This is a genomic window from Enterococcus sp. AZ194, assembly GCF_051713825.1.
In the GTDB taxonomy this organism is placed as follows: domain Bacteria; phylum Bacillota; class Bacilli; order Lactobacillales; family Enterococcaceae; genus Enterococcus_K.
This window is the reverse complement of record NZ_JBIOQR010000001.1, coordinates 1873885-1895460: the sequence shown is the minus strand read 5'-3', so window position 1 is coordinate 1895460 and position 21576 is coordinate 1873885. Positions and strand designations below refer to the sequence as shown.

Sequence of the window (21576 nt, the reverse complement as noted above, 5' to 3'; positions counted from 1 at the left end):
TTTAGTCTATATTTTAGCTCATATAATAAAGCCTTTTCAAAAAAGGTGTGGTAAACTAGAGCTTGTAGTAAGAAAATGGAGGGATTTTATGAAGCAAGTAAAATTTGGTTCAACTAATCAAGATGTTTCGTCAGTTATTTTAGGCTGTATGCGTATAAATAATGCGGAAAATCCAGTAGAAGTCCTTGAGACAGCTGTAGAGAATGGGATTAACTTTTTTGACCATGCAGATATTTATGGTGGTGGGGAATGCGAGTCAATTTTCGCTAAGGCGTTAAAAGAAAGTTCAATTCGTCGGGAAGAATTATTTATCCAAACAAAATGTGGGATTGTTCCAGGGAAAATGTTTGATTTCTCAAAGGAACATATCATCCAATCAGTTGAGGATAGTTTGACTAGATTAGGCCTTGAACAAGTGGAGGCGCTATTGTTGCATCGTCCAGATACTTTAGTGGAGCCAGATGAAGTAGCTGCGGCGTTTGACCAGTTAGAAACACAAGGCAAAGTGAAATACTTTGGTGTTAGTAACCAAAGTCCAATGCAAATTGAGTTGTTGAAAAAATCTGTTAAACAACCTTTAGTAGCTAATCAGCTTCAGTTTGGGATTATGCACACAGGAATGATTGATCAAGGGATTCATGTGAATATGACTGATGCTGGAAGTGTGGATCATGATGGCGCGATTTTGGACTATTCTCGTTTACATGATATGACGATTCAAGCATGGTCACCGTATCAATATGGGTTCTTTGAAGGGGTCTTTATTGGAAGCGAAAAATTCCCGGAACTAAACAAAAAGTTAGAGAAGCTTGCCGCTAAATATCAAACAACACCAACAGGGCTAGCTTCTGCTTGGATTCTGCGTCATCCAGCCAATATGCAAGTAATTGCTGGAACGATGAACACAGGACGTATAAAAGAGATTGCTAAAGCAGCCGATATTCAAATCAGTCGCGAGGATTGGTACGATATTTATATGGCAGCAGGCAATATTTTACCATAGGCTAGAGGATAGAGTTGAGAATCGAGTAGTCTTAATAAGGAAACTATATACAAAAATAAGCGCTCAATGGAGATAGACACGAAGATTGTCTATGTTCGTAGAGCGCTTTTTTATGTTTTGTTAAATGGAAACGAATGTTTTTTTGCTCAAAATACGAAATGTTTCGTGAAAATCGTAAAAACTTAACGAAAAATGCTTGATTTTATAGAATATCTGTTGTAAATTACAGATGGTGCCCTGAAAAGCATCGGAAAGATAATTAATGTTCGTGTTTTGCTGAAAATGAACATCAGGAGGAAGTTCTTATGAAAGTTTTTGATTATGAAGATATCCAATTAGTTCCAAACAAATGTATTGTAAATAGTCGTTCAGAATGCGATACAGTTGTGACACTAGGCAAGCATTCATTTAAAATGCCGGTTGTTCCTGCCAATATGCAAACTATTATTGATGAAAGTATTGCAGAATTTTTAGCTGAGAACGGTTATTTCTATATTATGCACCGTTTTGATGAAGCGGCACGCATTCCGTTTATTCAAAAAATGAAAAAACGTCAGTTGATTTCTTCTATTAGTGTGGGTGTAAAAGAAACCGAGTATACGTTTGTTGAAGAATTAGCTAATTTGCAATTAGTGCCAGATTACATAACGATTGATATCGCTCATGGGCACGCCAATTCAGTGATTCAAATGATTCAACATATTAAAAAGCATTTGCCTGAAACGTTTGTAATTGCGGGGAATGTCGGGACACCTGAAGCTGTACGTGAATTAGAAAATGCCGGGGCAGATGCGACCAAGGTGGGGATTGGGCCTGGTAAGGTGTGTATTACCAAAATAAAAACAGGTTTTGGAACAGGTGGATGGCAGTTGGCGGCGCTACGCTGGTGTGCCAAAGCGGCTCGTAAACCAATAATTGCGGATGGCGGAATTCGGACACATGGAGATATTGCCAAATCAGTACGTTTTGGTGCTACGATGGTGATGATTGGCTCTTTATTTGCTGGTCATGAAGAATCTCCTGGTGAAACAAAAGTGGAAGATGGCGTGATGTACAAAGAATATTTTGGCAGTGCGTCTGAATTCCAAAAAGGCGAAAAGAAAAACGTTGAAGGAAAGAAAATCTGGATCCAATATAAGGGTTCATTAAAGGATACCTTAACAGAGATGCAACAAGATCTGCAGTCAGCGATTTCTTATGCTGGCGGACGTGACTTAGAAGCAATCCGTAAAGTGGATTATGTAATTGTTAAAAACTCGATTTTTAACGGAGATACTATCTAATTATTGGCCTATTGTAAGTGGAGAGTGAACTAAGTGTAAAATATATTGCGGTAAGATTTGAAAAAAAGAAAGAAGACCATTATTCTAATTGTTAGGTTTAGCGGCCAATAACAATAAGAGGATGGTCTTCATGGAAACTATTGTAAACGAAATTGCAGAAATTTTAAAGAGTGAATCGCATTTTATTGCAAAAGAAAAAGCATTAGTCATTTATCTTGCCAATTTGATCCGAGAAATCATCACAATGGCCTTTGAACAAATAGATGATGATTTAATTGGAGAATACAAAAAACAAGGGTATCAAATAGAAAAAAAGAACGATCGGAAATTATTGACAGTATTCGGCGAAATTCAATTCCGTAGAAGGCGATACATCAAGGAAGGCGAGTCTTCAGTTTATGCGTTAGATGTCTTTTTAGGATTGAAAAGCCATGATAGGTACAGTCATTTACTCAAACGAAATGTTGCGGAGCTTGCCAGCAAAATGACGTATCGGAATAGTGAGAAAGCCATAGAACTCTTGACTTCCTTCACCATGAGTCATCGAAAAATAAACCGGTTGGTCTTACAGGTGGGTGAAGAAATTAAAAGCCAACAAACGGCGGAAGAACGCTATGATGAAAGAAAAGATAAAAAGAGAAGACCTTCAGCGATTTACATTGAAGGAGACGGTATTCAAATTAAAGGTCAGAAAAAAAACCAATTAGAAATTTATCGATTTCAAGTATGTGAAGGTTCAAGACCAGTCGGGAAAAATCGAAGACAGTTGAAAAATTATCATGAGTTTGTAAGCCTTAGCCGTAAGCAAGCACTAAAAGAAACACAAGAGTACCTAGCAAACACGTATCGCCTTGAAAAAACCATTGTCATCAGTAATAGTGATGGTGGTTCAGGCTTTGAAAAAAATGTATTTGAAGAGCTAGCGGGAAATTGTAGACGGCATGAATTCTTTTTAGACGCGTACCATGTTAATCGAAAAATTAAAGAAAGACTCTCTAACTTCAAAGATTTACAGCCGTATCTAATGGAGGCTATTTGGCAAGCTTATAGTTGGGACAAGGTCGTTGTAGCGTTAGATACGGTGGCGAGCCTGTTAGTGGACGAGCAAGACACAGAAAAAAACCGAGAATCTCTGCGTCTATTAGAAAACTACTTAACTAGAAACTGGAAGTGGCTACAACCTTTTGAACAACGAAATTTAGCTGGGATTCAAAAATGCATAGGCACCTGTGAAAGCAATCATAGAGTGTACAGCTATCGAATGAAACGACAAGGACGCTATTGGACAAAGAGTGGAGCTGAAGCCATGGTGCGAGTGATATCAAGTATAAAAAACAAAGAAATTGAACAATGCTTGATGACAGATTATGCACCAGCAGAACCGGAAGACGCGTTGAAGAAACGCTGCCAACAAGCATTAAGAAATACGACTAGTAAGCGTTGGAATCGTTTTGAAGAGCATGTAGGCATTCAATACGGACATGTAACAGGAAAAGAAAAAACATCAACGGGCATGGGAAAACTGATTCGCGGATTATGTAGTTAAAAAAATTCATAATGCCCTACCAAATGGCAATTGTGTCAAGTAAATTATTTTTAGCAAAAATGATTTACTTGACACAATTCAACCAAGCGAAGCGCGGTAGGAAAGTGAAATAATATAAATAGAGCCGTACCTATCACTCTAAAATAATGGTTACCGCAAAATACTTGACACATACGAGAGTGAATTAGGGCTAGCCGTAAGTTTACAAATATGGTAAACTAATTGAAACGACGAATGAAGGAGGGAACGATGATGGTGAGCATGCAAAAAATAACAACTAAAGAACATATCGAGATGTATTATCTCAATTTTTGTCATGCAATCGTTTTTACTTTTGCGACTAAAGGGACAAGTGTGTCCAAATTTAGCAAAAATAAAATAAATCGATGACCATTTCAAAGTTCTATTCTTTTATGAATAATTGAAATAATAACAAGAGGTCACGGAATATTTGTGGTCTCTTGTTTTTCTTTGGAATGGGTCCAAGGAGAGAATGTTCATGCTTATTCAAGTCAATCAGGTAACCAAAAATTATGGTGGTATGCCAGTATTAGAAAATAGTTCATTAGAGATTCATGAAGGTCGTAAAGTAGGTTTAATCGGCAATAATGGTTCTGGAAAATCAACGCTGCTCAAGATTATGGTGGGACGTGTTGGCGTCGATTCAGGAAGTGTCAGTCGGAAAAAGAATTTAGTGATTTCTTATGTGCAACAACTTCCAAAAGAATCAAGTCAGTCGGTCTATTCCTATCTATTAGAGAGTTTCCCAGAAATCCAAGAGATTAGAGACTCTTTACGTTATTTTGAAACATTATTTGCAGAACAAGAGGTCACAGAAAAACAGCTGTTACGATATGGTCAAGTTCAAGAGCAGTATGAAGCTATTGGCGGATACACACTGGAGGATCGTCTAGACACGATGCTCAAAGGAATGAACTTTCAACAAAAGAAAACGGCTGCGTTATCGACTTTAAGTGGGGGCGAAAAAGTTCTTGTGGAAATGATTCGTATCTTGTTAACAGAGGCGGATGTTTATCTGTTGGATGAACCAACGAACCACTTAGACAAGGAAGCGATGAATTGGCTGGAAAGTTTTATTCGAAATAGTAAAAAGACATTTATCATCGTTTCGCATGATCGTTATTTCTTGGACGAGGTTGTGCAAGAAATTATTGAGATTGAGGATGGTCAGCTTCGTTTGTATCGAGGCAATTATAGTTTTTATAAAAAGGAAAAACAGTTACAAGAGGAGAAGCTTGCGAAAGACTATGCCTTACAACAAAAAGAAATCCAGAAGATGATGGCTGCTATTCGTCGTTTCCGTCAATGGGGAAATGAGGCAGATAATGAGAAGTTCTTCAAAAAAGCGAAAGAGCTTGAACATCGTTTGGCAAAAATGCAACGAGTGAAACGACCAGCTACAGAAAGAAGAACGATTCATGGCACGCTGATAGAAAGTGCGCGATCAGGTAAAGAAGTGGTCAAAGTTGAAAACCTTTGGAAATTTTATGGCGAACAAGTACTATTTGAAGAAGCCAGTTGTACGATTTATTTTAAAGACCGTTTGAATTTAGATGGCAAAAATGGCTCAGGGAAAACAAGCTTTATCCAAATGCTTTTAGGACAAGAAGAGGCGGATGAAGGCAGTATAAAGGTGGGGGATTCCGTTACAATTGGGTACTTACCGCAAAAAATTGTGTATAAAGAGGATAACCAACGTTTACTTGATTATTTTAGTGAGGTTGAAGGAACCCAAGAGATGTTGCGAAGAATTCTGGCGAAGTATAACTTTTTTGGTGAAGATGTGTTCAAACGATTGAAGGATTTATCCGGTGGGGAACGTGTTCGTTTAGAGTTAGCCAAGCTGATGCAGCAATCATTTAACTTTTTGATATTGGATGAGCCGACGAATCATTTAGATATCGATAGTCGAGAAGAGATTGAAGAGATTATTCAAAATTATGGCGGAACGATCTTACTGGTTTCACATGATCGGTATTTTGTTCAAAAGATTGCTGAAAAACGGTTGCAGATTGAAAATCATCAGTTTGTGGTATCAGAGATTAGTGAAGTGAAAAAATAGGAACTTAGAAGAAGGAGCCGAAAGTTTAAATTTCTGGGGCCTTCTTTTTTTTTAGATAAACGTAATCAAAAACCTACCTTAGGATTTTGTAGTAAGGCAACCTTATGATAGATTTTTTAGATCAGATTGAAAATCTATAATTCAGTTGTTCATTTGGTTAGGGGAAGTCTCTTGTTATCCAGGGAGCTTAAAAAAGATAGAAACCATTTGTTGAGACAGATTAAAATAGGCCAAGCAGCTAGGATAAATGAGAATTATTTCTAGTGAGTAATAATTTTAAAAATTTACTTTACCTGTCGTAGTAATAGTGGTAAACTGATTACAACGACAGACGTAGTAAAAAAGGAGGGGCAAAATGATCTCAAGTGACGGTATTCGTGGCTATAATGACACGATTCTTTTGTCCATCTTAACTGAAGGGGATTCCTATGGTTATGCGATTTCAAAACGGATTCGGGAAATATCAAAAGAAAAATACGTCATTAAAGAAACGACGTTATATTCAGCCTTTACGCGCCTGCAGAAAAATGGCTATATTGATTCATTTCCAGGTGAAGTGACGCATGGCAAAAAAAGAACGTATTATCGTATTACAGATGCAGGGGAAGAATATTTAACAGAAAAAAAAGCAGAATGGTTGTTAACAAAAGATGTTGTTGATCGATTTATTATAGGAGGAGAATAAGATGGATACAATTAAAACCTATCTGGACGGGTTATTTTTAGCAATTCCAGAAACAAAAAAAAGCCAACAATTGAAGACAGACTTGTTGGCCAACATGGAAGACCGGTATTTAGAATTAATCGAAGAAGGTAAAAGTGAAAATGAAGCAGTCGGAACAACAATATCAGAATTTGGTTCGATTGATGAATTATTAGAGGAGTTACATGTCGAGACAAAAGGGCAAGCCTATCAACAGTCTAACGAACAGCCACGTGAGGAAGCTTTTTTTGCTGGGGAACCGATTGATGTAGAGGATGCACATCATTATTTAGAGGTTCGAAAACGTGCAGCTTTAATGATTAGTAGCGGCGTAGGCTTGATTATGGTGGGTCTGGGTGCGTTGATTTTATGCAGCAGTATGTATGAAGAAATTTTAGGTGTTCTCCTGATGTTTCTTTCAATTGCGATTGCAGTAGGATTATTTATCACAGGAGGGATAACCTTCAGCAAGATTAATAAGGAATTGGATGATCGAGTAATTGCGCAAGAGACCGTTCATTTTGTCCAACAAGAAAAAGCTACTTATCAACGCTCGTTTGTTTTTTGTCTAGTCGTCGGGATTGCTTTGTGTATTCTTTCTGTAGCTCCAGCAATTGTTTATAGCCTGTATCCATATATTGAAAGTTACGGCGCTAGTATAATGTTCTTCATGATTGGCTTAGGTGTAGTCTTACTCATCTATGGCGGTATAAACCAAGGTGGGTTTACCAAGTTTCTGACAGATCGAATTTTTATTGCAGATGAGGATGAATTAGGACCTCAAGCAAAAAAGCATAGACATCATTCACCGACTTATGCTTTTATTGCAGGGATATATTGGCCAATTATTACGGTTGTCTTTTTTTTATGGGGCTTTTCTGGTATTGCAGGTGGTTGGGCGACTTCGTGGTTGATTTTTGTACTTGCTAGTGGCGTGTTTAATGCCATTAGAGGTGCGCTTGGCGTCAGAGATAGATAACTTGGTCAGTGCAGAAAACAAATTAGTTTATCAAAAATGAATATCTAGTATAAAAGTAGTGATTAGTTCCTCGTATTTTTGAAGGATTGATCGCTATTTTTTATTCATTCATGGTAAAATAAAAGGGCATAGATGAGTAGAAAGAAAGTAGGGAATTTTTTGAAAAAAATTAACGTTTTATCTGTATTTGGAACAAGGCCTGAAGCGATTAAAATGGCGCCCTTAGTAAAAGCATTGACTGCTGATTCACGATTTGATGCAAAAATTGCTGTGACAGCGCAACATCGAGAAATGCTTGACCAAGTCATGACGGTTTTTGATTTGGTTCCTGATTATGACTTAAATATTATGAAGAGTGGTCAAACACTGACGGATATCACGAGTCGAGTGTTGACCGAACTGAAACCAGTTTTAGAGCAGGGGAAACCTGATATCGTTCTTGTTCACGGTGATACAACAACGGCTTATGCAGCAGCAATGGCCGCTTTTTATCAACAAGTAGCTGTCGGACACGTGGAGGCAGGCTTACGTACGTGGAATAAGTGGTCGCCGTTTCCAGAAGAAATGAACCGTCAGCTAATTGATGTGTTGAGTGATCTATATTTCGCGCCAACAAAAACAAGCGAAGAAAATTTGTTAAAAGAAAATCATCCACAAGAAGCCATTTTTATTACTGGGAACACGGCAATTGATGCGATGAAATATACCGTGTCACAAGAGTATGAGCATCCTGAGTTACCAAAAGCGCTTGAAGGAAAAAAATTGATTTTGGTGACGATGCATCGAAGAGAAAATTTAGGGGAACCGATGCGTTCAGTTTTTCGAAGTATTAGAAGAATCGTTGAAGAACAGGAGGATGTTGAGGTTGTTTTCCCTATGCATAAGAATCCTCAAGTCCGAAAAGAAGTGCAAGAAATTCTGGGAGATTTGAAGAGGGTTCATCTGATTGAACCTTTAGATGTTGTCGATTTTCATAATTTTGCCGCACGTAGTTACTTAATTTTGACTGACTCAGGTGGGGTCCAAGAAGAGGCACCTTCGTTAGGTGTGCCGGTTCTTGTTTTACGAGATACGACAGAACGGCCAGAAGGGGTTACGGCAGGCACGCTAAAAATGATTGGTACGGATGAAAAAGTGGTCTATGAAGAAACTACCAAACTGTTAGAGCCTATCGCTCATGAAGCAATGGCAAAGGCGGCCAATCCGTATGGTGATGGTGAGGCTAGCCAGAGAATCTTAGATGCGATTGCCTATTATTTTGACAAAAATCAACCTAAGCCAGAAGCTTTTCAATAAATTGTATCATTGACAGAGAAAAAGTGTCAGATAAGCAGATTGATAAAAAAGAACAAGCAGCAATCCCTAAACTGGGTTATTGCTGCTTGTTCTTTTTTATTTAATAATAGACAGCCAGATACTTAGATATCTTCTTTAATTTCTGTTAACTTGATAGCATAAGTAGGTAAGCTACTTTTAGTTATTTTTTGTAGGTTTTGGATTAGTAACAAGATCCAGCTAAAGGCTAAAAAGAAGGCGATGAGTTCAAAAGCGGTTAAAGAAAGATAACCAATCGTTTGAAAAAGAATGTTTGCTACAAAAAGAACTGCGCCGATAATGTAGGAGACTGCGAGAAATTCTTTAGTTACTTTCGGCATCAACCAACGAATGCTGACGATTAAAATTAAAATCAGATAGACTAAAAAGTTAGCTGCTTGATTATGTAGGAAATGCAACTGACCCGTCCCATTGTTTGGGAAGAACCCAACGCCACCTAAATCTATCGCTGTTAAAGTTAATAAGGTACGCAAAATGGATAGACGAATATTTTTAGGAAGAGACTTTTGCAAGGAAACAAACAGATAATCAACTAAGGCTAACATTAATAAAGCAGAAATAATCAAGGTTAGATTGAATTGCCAACTACTATTTGCTTTGTCTGTTCCCAAAAAGCTAAAGTTAATTTGCCACCATTGCAGCTGACTATTTGAAATCATTGCTAAAAGGACACCGCCGACAATCACCGTCACCAGTAAGGTAGTAATCATTTGAGGTGAAATAGATAGAACGAAATAAATCATCAAATAATTGATTGTACTTAAAAAAACCATCGCAATGATTGTGGCGGTGAAGAGATCGAATTTCGCACCCTCAAAAAGGACCCCAACAATCCAAAAGAACCCCACAACCACTAAAATCAATATAATAGCAAAAGAAATTAGCAAGGTAGGAAAATTTCGCCAATAAATATCTCTTAACCCTCGATATTCGTTTTTCTTTCCACGAATAAAAAAGGTGGTGAATGAAAGGATTCCGCTGACTAATCCTAAGATAATAACTAAAGAAGCGATTGAAGTGTCTCCGGTCAACGGAATTTGCGACGTTTGTTGTATAAAAAAATAGAGACAAAAAATGAGACTAGCAATCACTGATGGAATGAGAAACCAACGCAAAGAGATAGTTTGAGTTTCAGCTATTGGTTTTTTTCTTTTGATGACTATTTTTTGATTTTCGACTTTAAGCTCGAGTGTTTCCTGTGATTCTAATGATAGGTTACTGACGACTTCTTCAGGCAGTCGAACAGTATAAGATTTATTTTCCAATGTTAAAATTACTCCTTTGAATTTTTAAGTCCAGAACTTGGCTAGCTATTTTTGTATGAAAGAAAATGCAACGAAATTATATTTGTTAATTTTCTCAAATTGTGTATAAGAATGCAAGGCTTGTTCTGGTTTTTGAGTTAATTGATAAAAAAGACACGGAGTTTAGATTATGAGAAAAATTTGTGGATAAATTGTTTTGTTGAGGCTACTGAAAAATCACCAACGAGGTTGGGACAGAAGTGTTTCACTCCGAGAACCGGGTAGGTACTGTGCAACATCAACTCATATTTCGTTGTGTTTTACAGCAATAAGAACCTTCAACTCTAGCATGTCCCATGCATAGAAGTTGTTGAGAGCGGAACAACGTCCTTCAATTCTTAAGGTGCTCCACCTTTAGAGATTGATGAGATCGGAGTCTTTTTGCGCAGTGCAGACCTTCAACTCTAGCATGTCTTATGCGTAGAAGTTGTTGAGAGCGGAACGCAGTCCATCAGTTCTAAAGGTGGAACACCTTTAGAATTGATGGGGCGGAGTGAAGATGGAGTTGCTTCCGTACCCACCGTTTATTCGGATAAAGAGAGGCTGGGACAGAACTCCACAAGTTGTCCCAGCCTCCTCATTTTCTTATATAAAGTTAGGGAGAGTTTTATAGATTCGTACTTTTTTTTGTGTATGAAAAAGCTTAGCCTAGTGATCTATAGAACAGAAGTATGAAAAACGGCGTTCATTCCTTTTCTTAGAGGGAAATAGACGAGTGACACAATCAGCATCGTAATACAGACGTTAATTAATGTAGCAGGTAATTTTGTAAGAGCGCCTGTAAAAGCAATCGTAAAATTAGCACCGAGAAACAAATTCATGATGGTGTTCTTAAGTTGCGTCATGATGATTTTTGTGATGCCCGTTCCAGCGCCAATCACCAGTAACTGCCAAATTGCCGTGGGATTCTTTTTGAAGAGGACAAATAATAGGTAAGCCACGCCGCCAACGATTAAACTTTCAATTAAGAAATAAGGTGCTTCTGTGAGATAACCGTTTAAGCAATCGAAAATGGCAAAACCGAGACCTGCCGCAAATGCTCCTTTATAGCCAATCAAAAGAACTGCTAGAAGTAATACTGCATTGCCAAGATGAACAAAGGCCCCAGGGAAGGGGATTCGAATGGTTGTTCCGACCATCGTTAGGGCGGCAAATAGTGCAATTTGAACTGTAGTTTGAATTGAAGGTTGTTTTTGCATAAGAGAGTCCTTTCTACTGCATCCGGTCTTCTGCATGATTATAGGCACCATGCCAAACATGCCCGAGATACGGGTTGATTTTGAGTCCTTGTTGGATTGCTGCATTAACAAAGGCTTTCGCCAATACAACGGCTTTTTTGACTGTCAAACCTTTTGCTAACCCTGCTGTAATGGCGGCCGCAAAGGTACACCCAGCGCCGTGATTATAATCAGTCGCGATAAGTTCGCTTTCTAGGATATTAAAGGTTTGCCCATCGTAATAGACATCCACAGCTTTATCTAAGCCTAAGCGATGGCCGCCTTTTACAACAACCTGTTTAGGGCCAAGTAGAGAAATTTTTTTGGCTGCTTGTTTCATTTGGTCAATGGAAGTGAGGTCACCTAATTCAGATAAAATACCTGCTTCAACTAGATTTGGCGTGGTAATCGTGGCTTTAGGTAATAAAAGTCGAGTCATCGCTGCGACATTTTCTGGCTGTAATAGTTCACTGGTTCCTTTACAAGCTATCACTGGATCTATCACAATTTGATCCATGTTATAGGTATCAATTGTTTGGCGTGTCGCTTCGATCGCACCAACTGTTCCTAACATTCCGGTCTTCATCGCATCAAGTTTGCCACCAGCAAAAATGGTTTTTAATTGTTTTTCGACCAAAGTTGGCTCTATCGGGGTAACTGTATGTGACCAACCCTCATCTGGATCCATTGTTACAATACTCGTTACTGCAGAAAAACCGAAAGTACCGTATTCTTGAAATGTTTTCAAATCAGCTTGAAGTCCAGCACCACCACTGGAATCAGAGCCAGCAACGGTTAATACTTTTTTTATCATACGAATTTCCTCCATTTGCGAATTAAGAATATCCTTAGTATACACGAATCAGTCATTGACAAAAACAGCCAATTGGATTATTTTTAACTCATCCAATTTCGAAAAGAAGGGGGCGATGTTAGATGTGGCAACTAGTGCAAAAAAATAGTAAACCAGCCTATGTTCAAATTATGGAACAAGTCACCGAACAAATAAAACAAGGGACGTTACGAGGAGGTGAGCGACTACCTTCAGAGCGCAAATTAGCTGAATTATTTGGTGTCAATCGTTCAACGGTTGTTCGTTCCTTAGAGGAGTTGACTAGCCTAGGCGTTTTAATACGAAAACAAGGGAGTGGGACCTTTGTAAATGAAGAAAAGTGGGGAGTCTATTCAGAGCCACGCATCGATTGGCGTAATTATTTTTCGCAAAATCTCTTGTTTGAAACCGATTCGTTTGTCAATGAATTCAATGAAAGAAAAAAGCAAAAACAATTGGTGGATGTTTTTTCTGGGGAGCTACCGACTGCTTTAATTCCTTCGTTCGAATTCCCACCATTTTCATGGAGTGAAATATTAGCTGAAGAACATCAACAAGATGAATTCGGTTATCTCCCTTTACGAACAGCGATTGGTCAACTCATGACAGGCATTTATGGAGAGACACCTACATCTGAAGAAACATTCATCACAGCCGGGGGGCAACAAGGCGTATTTTTGATTTTACAGACGTTACTTTCTTCAGGAGAAGCGGTTGCTGTTGAAGCGCCCTCGTTTTTCTACCAATTACCCATGTTTCAAGCAGCCGGCGTTCGACTTTTTGGTGTACCAATGGATGAAGAAGGAATGAAGATTGATTTATTAGAGGAAATGATTCTTGCAAAAAAAATCAAAATGGTCATGGTTAATCCGAACTTCCAAAATCCGACTGGCACAGTTATGAGTCTCGATAGAAGAAAAGCCTTAATTGCTCTCTGTCGCAAGTATCAAATTCCGATTGTTGAAGATGATGTCTTTGCAGAACTTTCTTATGGGGAACCCGCACTCCCTCCCTTAAAAAAACTTGATCCAGAGAATGTCCTCTATATTGGTTCGTTTTCTAAAATTTTGGGAAATACGACTCGAATTGGCTGGGTGTGTGCACCTAGTCATGTGCTTACTTCTCTCGTGCAAGCTCGAAAGACGATGGATTTTTCTGTCAGTATTATTCCTCAAGTTCTAGCATACTGGGCACTGTCGGATAAAAGTTATCAAAAAAAATTAACACACTTAGGAAAGACGCTTCAGAAACAAGCAGCTCATTTTCAAGAATGGTTGGATCAGCAAAGCTTTTGGCAAGGGCAAGCTCCTAGAGGTGGGTATTATTCTTGGCTGACATGGGCAGGAAAGCCTTTAACAAAATCGGTTGCTAAGCAGATGTTACAAATAGGGATTGCAGCAGGTCCAGCATATCTTTATGGCAGTCAAGAAAACGGACTCCGAATTAATGTTAGCCGTATTCATCCGAAGAATTTTCCTGCGTTTACTAAAAAGATGAACGAGTTAGAGAAGTTGTTGAGAGAAGAGTAGGGAAGTGGTCGGATTCGAATTTTTTTTGATGTATATAGATTATATAGAATAAGGATGAAGATTTTATTTAATGCAAAAACAATCAGCAGCTATAGTTAGCCGCGGTTCTTGTTTATTTTTACCATCTTCCCAATTTATTCTTTCTAAAGGATCGTTTAATATCCTAGATTTCAAATCATGGTATTTTACGCCCGATTTATGGGAGATGGAGAGAGGATGGTTTTGGAAGGCGCTGATCTTTGAAACGCCATTTGTTTTCTTGTGAATATTGCCTTTATTGGTATTTCTAGTGTTGGGTGTTTATTATATTCTACGAGCGTTAAAAAATGATTATCCTCGTTCAAAAAGTAAGCAGTCCATTTCGTGAAGTTTGCGACAGTTGATTTTATCAAGATACATAAAGTCGCACAAAAAAAATAGAGTCATGTCAAAGTGAATACAAATTTTTAGAAGGCTTACTTGAAAATAGTAAAGTAAATTCATTTTGCGGAGAAGTTCTGTTAGAAAAATTAATTTTTTGGATCCGCGAAAAAAAGTTTAGGTATGCTTTGACTTTTTTAAAGTTATCTATTATAGTAATCAATGAAAAGAATAATTGTTAGGTGAGGCTCCTATACGGACACAGGCTACTGCCGCGAAAAGATCGAGAGATTTTTAGTTGGTTGAACAGGAATAATCGTGAAGGTTATTCATAATGTAGCTGATAGTGAAGACTATCTACGCCCTATAGTGCTAAAGCTCAACGATGGACATGGTTGTTTATTTTGCGCGTGCTCATTTGTTGAGTAGGCGTTTTTTTGCGTGTTGTGTGTGATGTATAAGAAAATCGAGAAAACAGAAAGGATGAAGGACAAATGGATCACCCCAGTCCCCAGAGGGAAAAATTAAATAGCTGCTAGAGGGACCATTATGTCAAAGGTCTTCTAGCAGGCATAGGAGGATTTTGACATGATGAATAAAAAAAGTATTGAAATGAAAGCTGCTCGAAAAGATCAAGAATTGAAAAAACTAGCGCAATTGTCACAACGGGAGCTGTTGATGGCATTACGGACGTCACTAAATGGTTTGTCAGAAGAGGATGCCAAAGAACGGTTAGAAGAATTCGGTCCCAATGAAGTGAGTGCGCAAAAGCCAAAGCCAGCATTGTTCATTTTCTTAGGAGGATTTAAAGATCCTTTTGTATATGTTTTAGTTTTGCTTATGGTGATTTCGTTGGTAACAAATGACCTAGAGGCGTCTCTTGTGATGGGAACCATGATTTTAGCAAGTGTTATCATCACCTTTGTTCAAGAATATCGTTCGCAGAAAGCCAGTTTGGCATTAAAGGAGTTAATTGAAACGACATGTGAGGTAACTAGGAACGGAATCAGTAAAGAAGTCCCTATGGAAGTGGTGGTACCAGGGGATATTATCACTTTGGGCACCGGGGATATGATTCCAGCAGACGCGATATTGATTTGGACAAAAGATTTATTTGTAAACCAATCGTCATTGACTGGTGAAGCAATGCCTGTTGAAAAATTTGTTGAATCAGGGATCGATGAGCACCAAATGGCTGTTTCCGCGATTGAATTGCAGGATTTGGTGTTTATGGGGACAGATGTCTTAAGTGGACAAGGTAAAGCGATTATCTTAAAAACGGGTGCACAAACTTTTTTTGGTGACATTGCTAAAAATGCGACGAGCCAACGTGGGAAAACGGCTTTTGATAGTGGTTTGACACAGGTTAGTAAATTATTATTACGAATGGTGTTTATCTTATTTCCGATTGTCCTCCTCATTAATGGGCTGACTAAAGGTGACTGGCCAAATGCGTTCTTTTTTGCTATTGCAGTAGCGGTCGGTTTAACTCCTGAAATGTTACCAATGATTGTGACAAGTAACCTTGCAAAGGGGGCAATGAGTCTTGCTAAACACAAGATTATCGTCAAAGAGTTACCTTCTATTCAAAACCTTGGTAGTATGGACGTGTTATGTACGGATAAAACCGGCACAATTACAGAAGATCAAGTGGTCTTGGTGGAGCATTTGAATCTATTAGGTGAAGAGGATTATCAAGTATTAGATATGGCCTTCTTAAATTCTCAGTATCAAACGGGTTGGAAAAATTTAATGGATATTGCGGTGATTACTTATTATAAGAAGAAAAAGAAAAAACCGACCTTTACAAGACTCAACAAAATAGATGAAATCCCTTTTGATTTTTCTCGGCGACGTTTAACTGTTGTGATGGAAGTGGATGGGCATCAAATGATGATTACAAAAGGAGCCATAGAAGAAATGGCGACAGTTTGTCGGTACGCAGAGATAGATGGAGAAGTTGTTCCTTTAACTGATGAGCTCAAGAAAAAAATGGCAGATGTTAGTCTTCGCATGAACGAGCAAGGAATGCGTGTGTTAGCTGTTGCCATGAAAAGAGATGCACATAGAGAAGCCGTGTATACAATTGAAGATGAATCTGACATGGTTTTATTAGGATATATGGGTTTTCTGGATCCAGCGAAAAAATCGGCCAAAACAGCGATTCATTCCCTTCATGAGCATGGCGTAAACGTAAAGGTTCTAACTGGAGATAATGAAGTGGTTGCTAAAAAAGTTTGTAGCGATGTGGGTGTTGAAGTGGGGCACATTGTGTTGGGACCTCAAGTTGATGGATTAACTGAGGAAGAATTGAGAGAAGAAGTTGAGAAAACAAATTTATTTGCCAAACTAACTCCACTACAAAAATCACGGATTATCGCGGCCCTTCAATCAAATGGTCATACAGTTGGTTTTATGGGAGATGGAATCAATGATGCGCCAGCACTAAGAAAAGCGGATGTCGGTATTTCGGTTGATACAGCTGCTGATATAACCAAAGATGCGAGTTCAATTATCCTATTGGAAAAAAGCTTAAATGTGTTAGAAGAGGGCGTGCTTGAAGGGCGAAAAGTTTTCAGTAATATGATGAAATACATCAAGATGACAATCAGCTCAAACTTCGGCAATGTTTTTTCTATCTTAGTTGCAAGTGCCTTTTTACCTTTTTTACCTATGTTATCTATCCAATTACTTGTTCAAAATTTGATTTATGACATGGCACAACTCACTTTACCCTGGGATAAAGTAGACGAAGAAGAATTGGTAAAACCAGTCAAATGGGAAACAAAAAAATTATTAAGATTTACGATTTTTATGGGATCTGTCAGTAGTGTGTTTGATATTCTGACCTTCTTAGTGATGTGGTTTGTTTTCTCGGCGAACACAATTAAACAACAAGCACTCTTTCAAACAGGATGGTTTATGGTTGGATTAATCACTCAAACACTCGTTGTTCAGGTGATTCGGACACGTAAACGGCCATTTATTCAAAGTAGTGCCTCGTTACCAGTCTTACTTTCTGGCGTTGCTGTAATCATTTCCGGTTTGTTGATTGTTTTGACGCCTATCCGTCAGTTCTTTGATTTTGTCTCTTTGCCAACGAGCTATTGGCCATGGTTGATTGGCATTGTCATTATCTACTTATTAACGGCTCAATGGGTGAAAAAAATTTATATCCATTTAACAAATGATTGGATTTGATAAAAAATAAAAATAATTTTTTGTAACAGGGCACGTAATCGAAGGTGCTCTGTTACTTTTTTTATTTGAAATATGGAAGAAAAAATAAGCGTTGTCATTTTTTTGAGCGAATATTCACATTGTCCAGTGAAATGCATTATTTTTTGAAAAAAGTATAACAACAGCGTGACATCAGCTGACCTGTATTATTTTTTCTAATGAAAATAAATTTTAAATTGATGAAAAAATGGTGAATCGCTTTCTCTATTTGTGATTCTATTCACTAATGTAGTCATAGCTTGAATTCAAAGGTTTTAATTTATTTTCGATTATCGGGCATATTATTTGTGTTTATTTTCGATAAATGATAATTTATAAATGTAGCCGGGAGAATAATGATACAGTTTGAGTATCTGTTTCAACCGCAAAGGAAAAAAAGTTCTATTATAGAGAGGAATGTGTGACAAAATGGCAGAGAAACAAAAACCACTTGATTTCAACCTATTACTAGATGAAATCAACGCAGAATTTCCAACATATCAAGCACTTGATATTGAGGGGAACGTAGTAAATCCTGAGTTAGTACCAGATTTATCAGATGAGGAATTAGTTGAACTTATGACTCGTATGGTTTGGTCGCGTGTGCTTGACCAACGCTCAACAGCATTAAATCGTCAAGGTCGTTTAGGATTCTTCGCACCAACAGCAGGTCAAGAAGCAAGTCAATTAGCAAGTCAATTTGCAATGGAAAAAGAAGATTACTTATTACCAGGATATCGGGATGTTCCGCAATTGGTTCAACATGGTTTACCATTAACAGAAGCATTTTTATGGTCACGCGGACATGCTGCAGGGAACTACTATGCTGAAGATTTAAAAGCATTGCCACCTCAAATTATTATTGGTGCGCAATATATCCAAGCAGCTGGTGTTGCTCTAGGTATGAAAAAACGCAACAAAAAAAATGTTGTCTTTACTTATACCGGTGATGGTGGTTCATCACAAGGGGACTTCTATGAAGCGATTAACTTTGCTGGAGCCTATAAAGCGAATGGCGTATTCTTTATTCAAAATAATGGTTTCGCGATTTCAACACCTCGTGAAAAACAAACAGCAGCAAAAACTTTAGCTCAAAAAGCTGTTTCAGCAGGAATTCCTGGGATTCAAGTAGACGGAATGGATCCATTGGCAGTGTATATGGTATCTAAAAAAGCACGTGAATGGGCAGCTAACGGAAATGGTCCTGTTTTAATTGAAACATTAACTTATCGTTATGGTCCACATACACTTTCTGGGGATGATCCAACTCGTTACCGTTCAAAAGAATTAGATAATGAGTGGCAACAAAAAGATCCATTAGTTCGTTTCCGTAAATATTTGGAAGCAAAAGGACTATGGTCTGAAGAAAAAGAAGAAGCAGTTATTGAACAAACAAAAGAAGAAATTAAAAAAGCGATTGGTGAAGCTGACCGTGTACCAAAACAAAAAGTTTCTGATTTCTTGAAAAATATGTTTGAAGTACAACCACAAGCGATTAAAGAACAAATTGCATTCTATGAAGCGAAGGAGTCGAAATAATCATGGCACAAAAAACAATGATTCAGGCGATTACAGATGCCTTAGCTCTTGAAATAGAAAAAGACGAAAATGTCTTAGTTTTCGGAGAAGATGTTGGTAAAAACGGCGGAGTATTCCGTGCAACAGAAGGCTTACAAGAAAAATTTGGAGAAGATCGTGTATTCGATACTCCTCTAGCAGAATCTGGGATTGGTGGTTTGGCTTTTGGTTTAGCTCTTGAGGGCTACCGCCCAGTTCCTGAAATCCAATTCTTTGGTTTCGTATTTGAAGTAATGGATGAAGTTGTCGGACAAATGGCGCGTACTCGTTATCGTATGGGTGGTACTAGAAACATGCCAATTACTATTCGTTCACCATTTGGTGGTGGTGTGCATACACCTGAACTTCACTCAGATAATTTAGAAGGACTTATGGCGCAATCTCCAGGTTTACGTGTAGTGATTCCTTCAAATCCATATGATGCAAAAGGTTTGTTGATTTCTTCTATTAGAAGTAATGATCCAGTTGTCTTTTTAGAACACATGAAACTTTATCGTTCTTTCCGTGAGGAAGTGCCAGATGAAGCGTATGAAGTGCCTTTAGATAAAGCAGCTGTTACTCGTGAAGGAACAGATGTTTCAATTATCACTTATGGTGCGATGGTTCGTGAAGCAATCAAAGCAGCTGATAATTTAGCAAAAGAAAATATTTCAGCTGAAATCATTGATCTACGTACAGTTGCTCCGTTAGACATTGACACAATTATTCAATCAGTTGAAAAAACAGGGCGTGTGGTCGTTGTTCAAGAAGCTCAAAAACAAGCAGGTGTCGGTGCGCAAGTAGTTTCTGAAATTTCTGAACGTGCAGTACTTTCTTTAGAAGCACCAATTGGCCGTGTATCAGCTCCTGATACAATCTTCCCATTTGGTCAAGCAGAAAACACTTGGTTACCAAATGCTTCTGATATTGAAGCGAAAGCGAAAGAAATTGCTACATTCTAAGGATTAATTAAGAAGGGAAGATATAAACGATGCCATTTCAATTTAAATTACCAGACATTGGTGAAGGAATCGCGGAAGGCGAAATCGTCAAATGGTTTGTAAAACCTGGCGATACTATCAATGAAGATGATACATTACTAGAAGTACAAAACGACAAGTCAGTAGAGGAAATTCCTTCTCCTGTGACAGGAACAGTGAAATCAATCGTCGTGCCAGAAGGGACAGTAGCCAATGTTGGTGATGTCTTAGTCGAAATTGATGCACCAGGACACGAAGGAAACGATGCAGCTCCTGCTGCTCCTGCTGCTCCTGCACAAGAATCAGCCTCTGCACTGTCAGCCCCTGTTTCAGGCGGTGGTGTTTTCCAATTCAAATTACCGGATATTGGTGAAGGAATTGCAGAAGGTGAAATTGTTAAATGGTTTGTTAAAGCCGGAGATACAATTAATGAAGACGATACATTATTAGAAGTACAAAACGATAAATCAGTAGAAGAAATTCCTTCTCCTGTGACAGGAACAGTTAAAAATGTCGTTGTTCCTGAGGGTACAGTAGCCAATGTTGGCGATGTCTTAGTTGAAATTGACGCACCAGGACACAATGATGCTGTTTCAGCAGCTGCCCCGGTTGCGCCTGCTACACCAGCCGCCGCGCCTACAGCATCAACACCTGCGGGAAATGCTAGCGTAGTTGCTGCAGCTGATCCAAACAAACGTGTGTTAGCAATGCCTTCTGTGCGTCAATATGCACGTGAAAAAGATGTTGATATTACACAAGTAGCACCTACTGGAAACGGTGGTCGTGTAGTGAAATCTGATATTGATAGCTTCTTAGCAGGTGGCGGACAAGTTGCAGCCGCAGTAGCACCAGAAGTAGCATCAGTAGAAGCTGCTACTGTAGCCAATGAACCAGTAGCTACACCAGCACCAGCGAAAGCCTTTAAATCAAATCTTGGTGAATTAGAAACACGTGAAGCGATGACGCCAACTCGTAAAGCAATTGCTAAAGCTATGGTTAATAGCAAGCATACAGCACCTCATGTGACTCTACATGACGAAGTTGAAGTATCTAAACTTTGGGATCACCGTAAGAAATTTAAAGATGTCGCTGCTGAAAATGGTACAAAATTAACGTTCTTACCATATGTTGTCAAAGCTTTAACAGCAACTGTTCAAAAATTCCCAGTGTTAAACGCATCAATCGATGACAAAGCACAAGAGATTGTTTACAAAAACTATTTCAATATCGGAATTGCAACAGATACAGATCATGGTTTATATGTACCAAACGTAAAAGATGCAAATACTAAAAGTATGTTTGCGATTGCTGATGAAATCAATGAGAAAGCTGCATTGGCTATTGAAGGAAAATTAGCAGCTCAAGACATGCGTGATGGTTCTATCACAATCAGTAATATCGGTTCTGTTGGCGGTGGCTGGTTCACACCAGTAATCAACTACCCTGAAGTAGCTATTTTAGGTGTAGGAACCATTGCACAACAACCAGTTGTCAATGCAGAAGGTGAAATTGTTGTTGGTCGTGTAATGAAACTTTCATTGAGCTTCGACCACCGTATTGTTGATGGCGCGACTGCCCAAAAAGCAATGAACAACATCAAACGTCTTTTAGCAGATCCAGAATTATTATTGATGGAAGGATGATTA

The 21576-nt window shown here is 38.4% G+C and carries 16 protein-coding genes and 1 riboswitch; of the genes, 13 read left to right on the top strand and 3 right to left on the bottom strand.

What is annotated here, in order from left to right:
• Positions 1–88 precede the first annotated feature (88 nt).
• The 8 genes from IGI37_RS08775 to wecB all read left to right on the top strand — a co-directional run bounded on the left by IGI37_RS08775 (position 89) and on the right by wecB (position 8893).
• The gene (locus tag IGI37_RS08775; RefSeq protein ID WP_438761231.1) at positions 89–1003 is read left to right on the top strand and encodes an aldo/keto reductase; all 915 of its coding nucleotides are present in this window, start codon (positions 89–91) and stop codon (positions 1001–1003) included.
• Between the two features lie 305 nt (positions 1004–1308).
• Entirely contained in the window at positions 1309–2286 is a 978-nt protein-coding gene (gene guaC / locus IGI37_RS08770) for a GMP reductase (RefSeq protein WP_438761229.1), read from the top strand.
• 130 nt (positions 2287–2416) lie between these two features.
• Entirely contained in the window at positions 2417–3832 is a 1416-nt protein-coding gene (locus IGI37_RS08765; RefSeq protein ID WP_438761228.1) for an ISLre2 family transposase, read from the top strand.
• 234 nt (positions 3833–4066) lie between these two features.
• Positions 4067–4222, top strand: a complete 156-nt coding sequence (locus IGI37_RS08760; RefSeq protein ID WP_438763620.1) for an RAxF-45 family protein — start codon at positions 4067–4069, stop codon at positions 4220–4222.
• Positions 4223–4331: 109 nt separating this feature from the next.
• Entirely contained in the window at positions 4332–5915 is a 1584-nt protein-coding gene (gene abc-f, locus IGI37_RS08755; RefSeq protein ID WP_438761226.1) for a ribosomal protection-like ABC-F family protein, read from the top strand.
• A gap of 355 nt (positions 5916–6270) precedes the next feature.
• On the top strand, positions 6271–6600 hold the full coding sequence (locus IGI37_RS08750; RefSeq protein WP_438761224.1) for a PadR family transcriptional regulator: 330 nt from the start codon (positions 6271–6273) through the stop codon (positions 6598–6600).
• Position 6601: 1 nt separating this feature from the next.
• Positions 6602–7597, top strand: coding sequence for a permease prefix domain 1-containing protein (locus tag IGI37_RS08745; protein WP_438761223.1), 996 nt, complete (start codon positions 6602–6604; stop codon positions 7595–7597).
• 132 nt (positions 7598–7729) lie between these two features.
• Positions 7730–8893 (top strand): non-hydrolyzing UDP-N-acetylglucosamine 2-epimerase, encoded by a 1164-nt coding sequence (gene wecB / locus IGI37_RS08740; protein ID WP_438761221.1) that lies wholly within the window; start codon positions 7730–7732, stop codon positions 8891–8893.
• A gap of 122 nt (positions 8894–9015) precedes the next feature.
• Here wecB and IGI37_RS08735 read toward each other — a convergent pair whose 3' ends face one another.
• From IGI37_RS08735 to thiD, 3 genes are all read right to left on the bottom strand, one after another.
• On the bottom strand, positions 9016–10197 hold the full coding sequence (locus IGI37_RS08735; RefSeq protein ID WP_438761219.1) for a DUF998 domain-containing protein: 1182 nt from the start codon (positions 10195–10197) through the stop codon (positions 9016–9018).
• A gap of 695 nt (positions 10198–10892) precedes the next feature.
• Entirely contained in the window at positions 10893–11435 is a 543-nt protein-coding gene (locus tag IGI37_RS08730; RefSeq protein WP_438761217.1) for an ECF transporter S component, read from the bottom strand.
• 13 nt (positions 11436–11448) lie between these two features.
• Complete coding sequence (thiD, locus tag IGI37_RS08725) at positions 11449–12267, bottom strand: bifunctional hydroxymethylpyrimidine kinase/phosphomethylpyrimidine kinase (RefSeq protein ID WP_438761216.1); 819 nt, start codon at positions 12265–12267, stop codon at positions 11449–11451.
• Positions 12268–12389: 122 nt separating this feature from the next.
• Here thiD and IGI37_RS08720 point away from each other — a divergent pair, with 122 nt between their 5' ends.
• The 5 genes from IGI37_RS08720 (at position 12390) to IGI37_RS08700 (ending at position 21573) form a co-directional block, all read left to right on the top strand.
• Positions 12390–13814, top strand: a complete 1425-nt coding sequence (locus tag IGI37_RS08720) for a PLP-dependent aminotransferase family protein (RefSeq protein WP_438761214.1) — start codon at positions 12390–12392, stop codon at positions 13812–13814.
• Between the two features lie 587 nt (positions 13815–14401).
• Positions 14402–14571: riboswitch (M-box (ykoK) riboswitch) on the top strand.
• Between the two features lie 191 nt (positions 14572–14762).
• Positions 14763–17375 (top strand): magnesium-translocating P-type ATPase, encoded by a 2613-nt coding sequence (gene mgtA / locus IGI37_RS08715; RefSeq protein WP_438761213.1) that lies wholly within the window; start codon positions 14763–14765, stop codon positions 17373–17375.
• Between the two features lie 447 nt (positions 17376–17822).
• The gene (gene pdhA, locus IGI37_RS08710) at positions 17823–18932 is read left to right on the top strand and encodes a pyruvate dehydrogenase (acetyl-transferring) E1 component subunit alpha (RefSeq protein WP_438761211.1); all 1110 of its coding nucleotides are present in this window, start codon (positions 17823–17825) and stop codon (positions 18930–18932) included.
• 2 nt (positions 18933–18934) lie between these two features.
• Positions 18935–19912 carry an alpha-ketoacid dehydrogenase subunit beta gene (locus IGI37_RS08705; RefSeq protein ID WP_438761210.1) on the top strand — a complete coding sequence of 326 codons (978 nt, stop codon included), beginning with the start codon at positions 18935–18937 and terminating at the stop codon, positions 19910–19912.
• A 29-nt stretch (positions 19913–19941) separates the two neighbouring features.
• Complete coding sequence (locus IGI37_RS08700) at positions 19942–21573, top strand: dihydrolipoyllysine-residue acetyltransferase (protein WP_438761208.1); 1632 nt, start codon at positions 19942–19944, stop codon at positions 21571–21573.
• Positions 21574–21576 lie beyond the last annotated feature (3 nt).

Excerpts from the sequence above, each read along its gene's own strand:
- IGI37_RS08775 (WP_438761231.1), top strand. The coding sequence starts at position 89 with ATGAAGCAAGTAAAATTTGGTTCAACTAATCAAGATGTTTCGTCAGTT.
- guaC (WP_438761229.1), top strand. The coding sequence starts at position 1,309 with ATGAAAGTTTTTGATTATGAAGATATCCAATTAGTTCCAAACAAATGT.
- IGI37_RS08765 (WP_438761228.1), top strand. The coding sequence starts at position 2,417 with ATGGAAACTATTGTAAACGAAATTGCAGAAATTTTAAAGAGTGAATCG.
- IGI37_RS08760 (WP_438763620.1), top strand. The coding sequence starts at position 4,067 with ATGAAGGAGGGAACGATGATGGTGAGCATGCAAAAAATAACAACTAAA.
- abc-f (WP_438761226.1), top strand. The coding sequence starts at position 4,332 with ATGCTTATTCAAGTCAATCAGGTAACCAAAAATTATGGTGGTATGCCA.
- IGI37_RS08750 (WP_438761224.1), top strand. The coding sequence starts at position 6,271 with ATGATCTCAAGTGACGGTATTCGTGGCTATAATGACACGATTCTTTTG.
- IGI37_RS08745 (WP_438761223.1), top strand. The coding sequence starts at position 6,602 with ATGGATACAATTAAAACCTATCTGGACGGGTTATTTTTAGCAATTCCA.
- wecB (WP_438761221.1), top strand. The coding sequence starts at position 7,730 with ATGAGTAGAAAGAAAGTAGGGAATTTTTTGAAAAAAATTAACGTTTTA.
- IGI37_RS08730 (WP_438761217.1), bottom strand. The coding sequence starts at position 11,435 with ATGCAAAAACAACCTTCAATTCAAACTACAGTTCAAATTGCACTATTT.
- thiD (WP_438761216.1), bottom strand. The coding sequence starts at position 12,267 with ATGATAAAAAAAGTATTAACCGTTGCTGGCTCTGATTCCAGTGGTGGT.
- IGI37_RS08720 (WP_438761214.1), top strand. The coding sequence starts at position 12,390 with ATGTGGCAACTAGTGCAAAAAAATAGTAAACCAGCCTATGTTCAAATT.
- mgtA (WP_438761213.1), top strand. The coding sequence starts at position 14,763 with ATGATGAATAAAAAAAGTATTGAAATGAAAGCTGCTCGAAAAGATCAA.
- pdhA (WP_438761211.1), top strand. The coding sequence starts at position 17,823 with ATGGCAGAGAAACAAAAACCACTTGATTTCAACCTATTACTAGATGAA.
- IGI37_RS08705 (WP_438761210.1), top strand. The coding sequence starts at position 18,935 with ATGGCACAAAAAACAATGATTCAGGCGATTACAGATGCCTTAGCTCTT.
- IGI37_RS08700 (WP_438761208.1), top strand. The coding sequence starts at position 19,942 with ATGCCATTTCAATTTAAATTACCAGACATTGGTGAAGGAATCGCGGAA.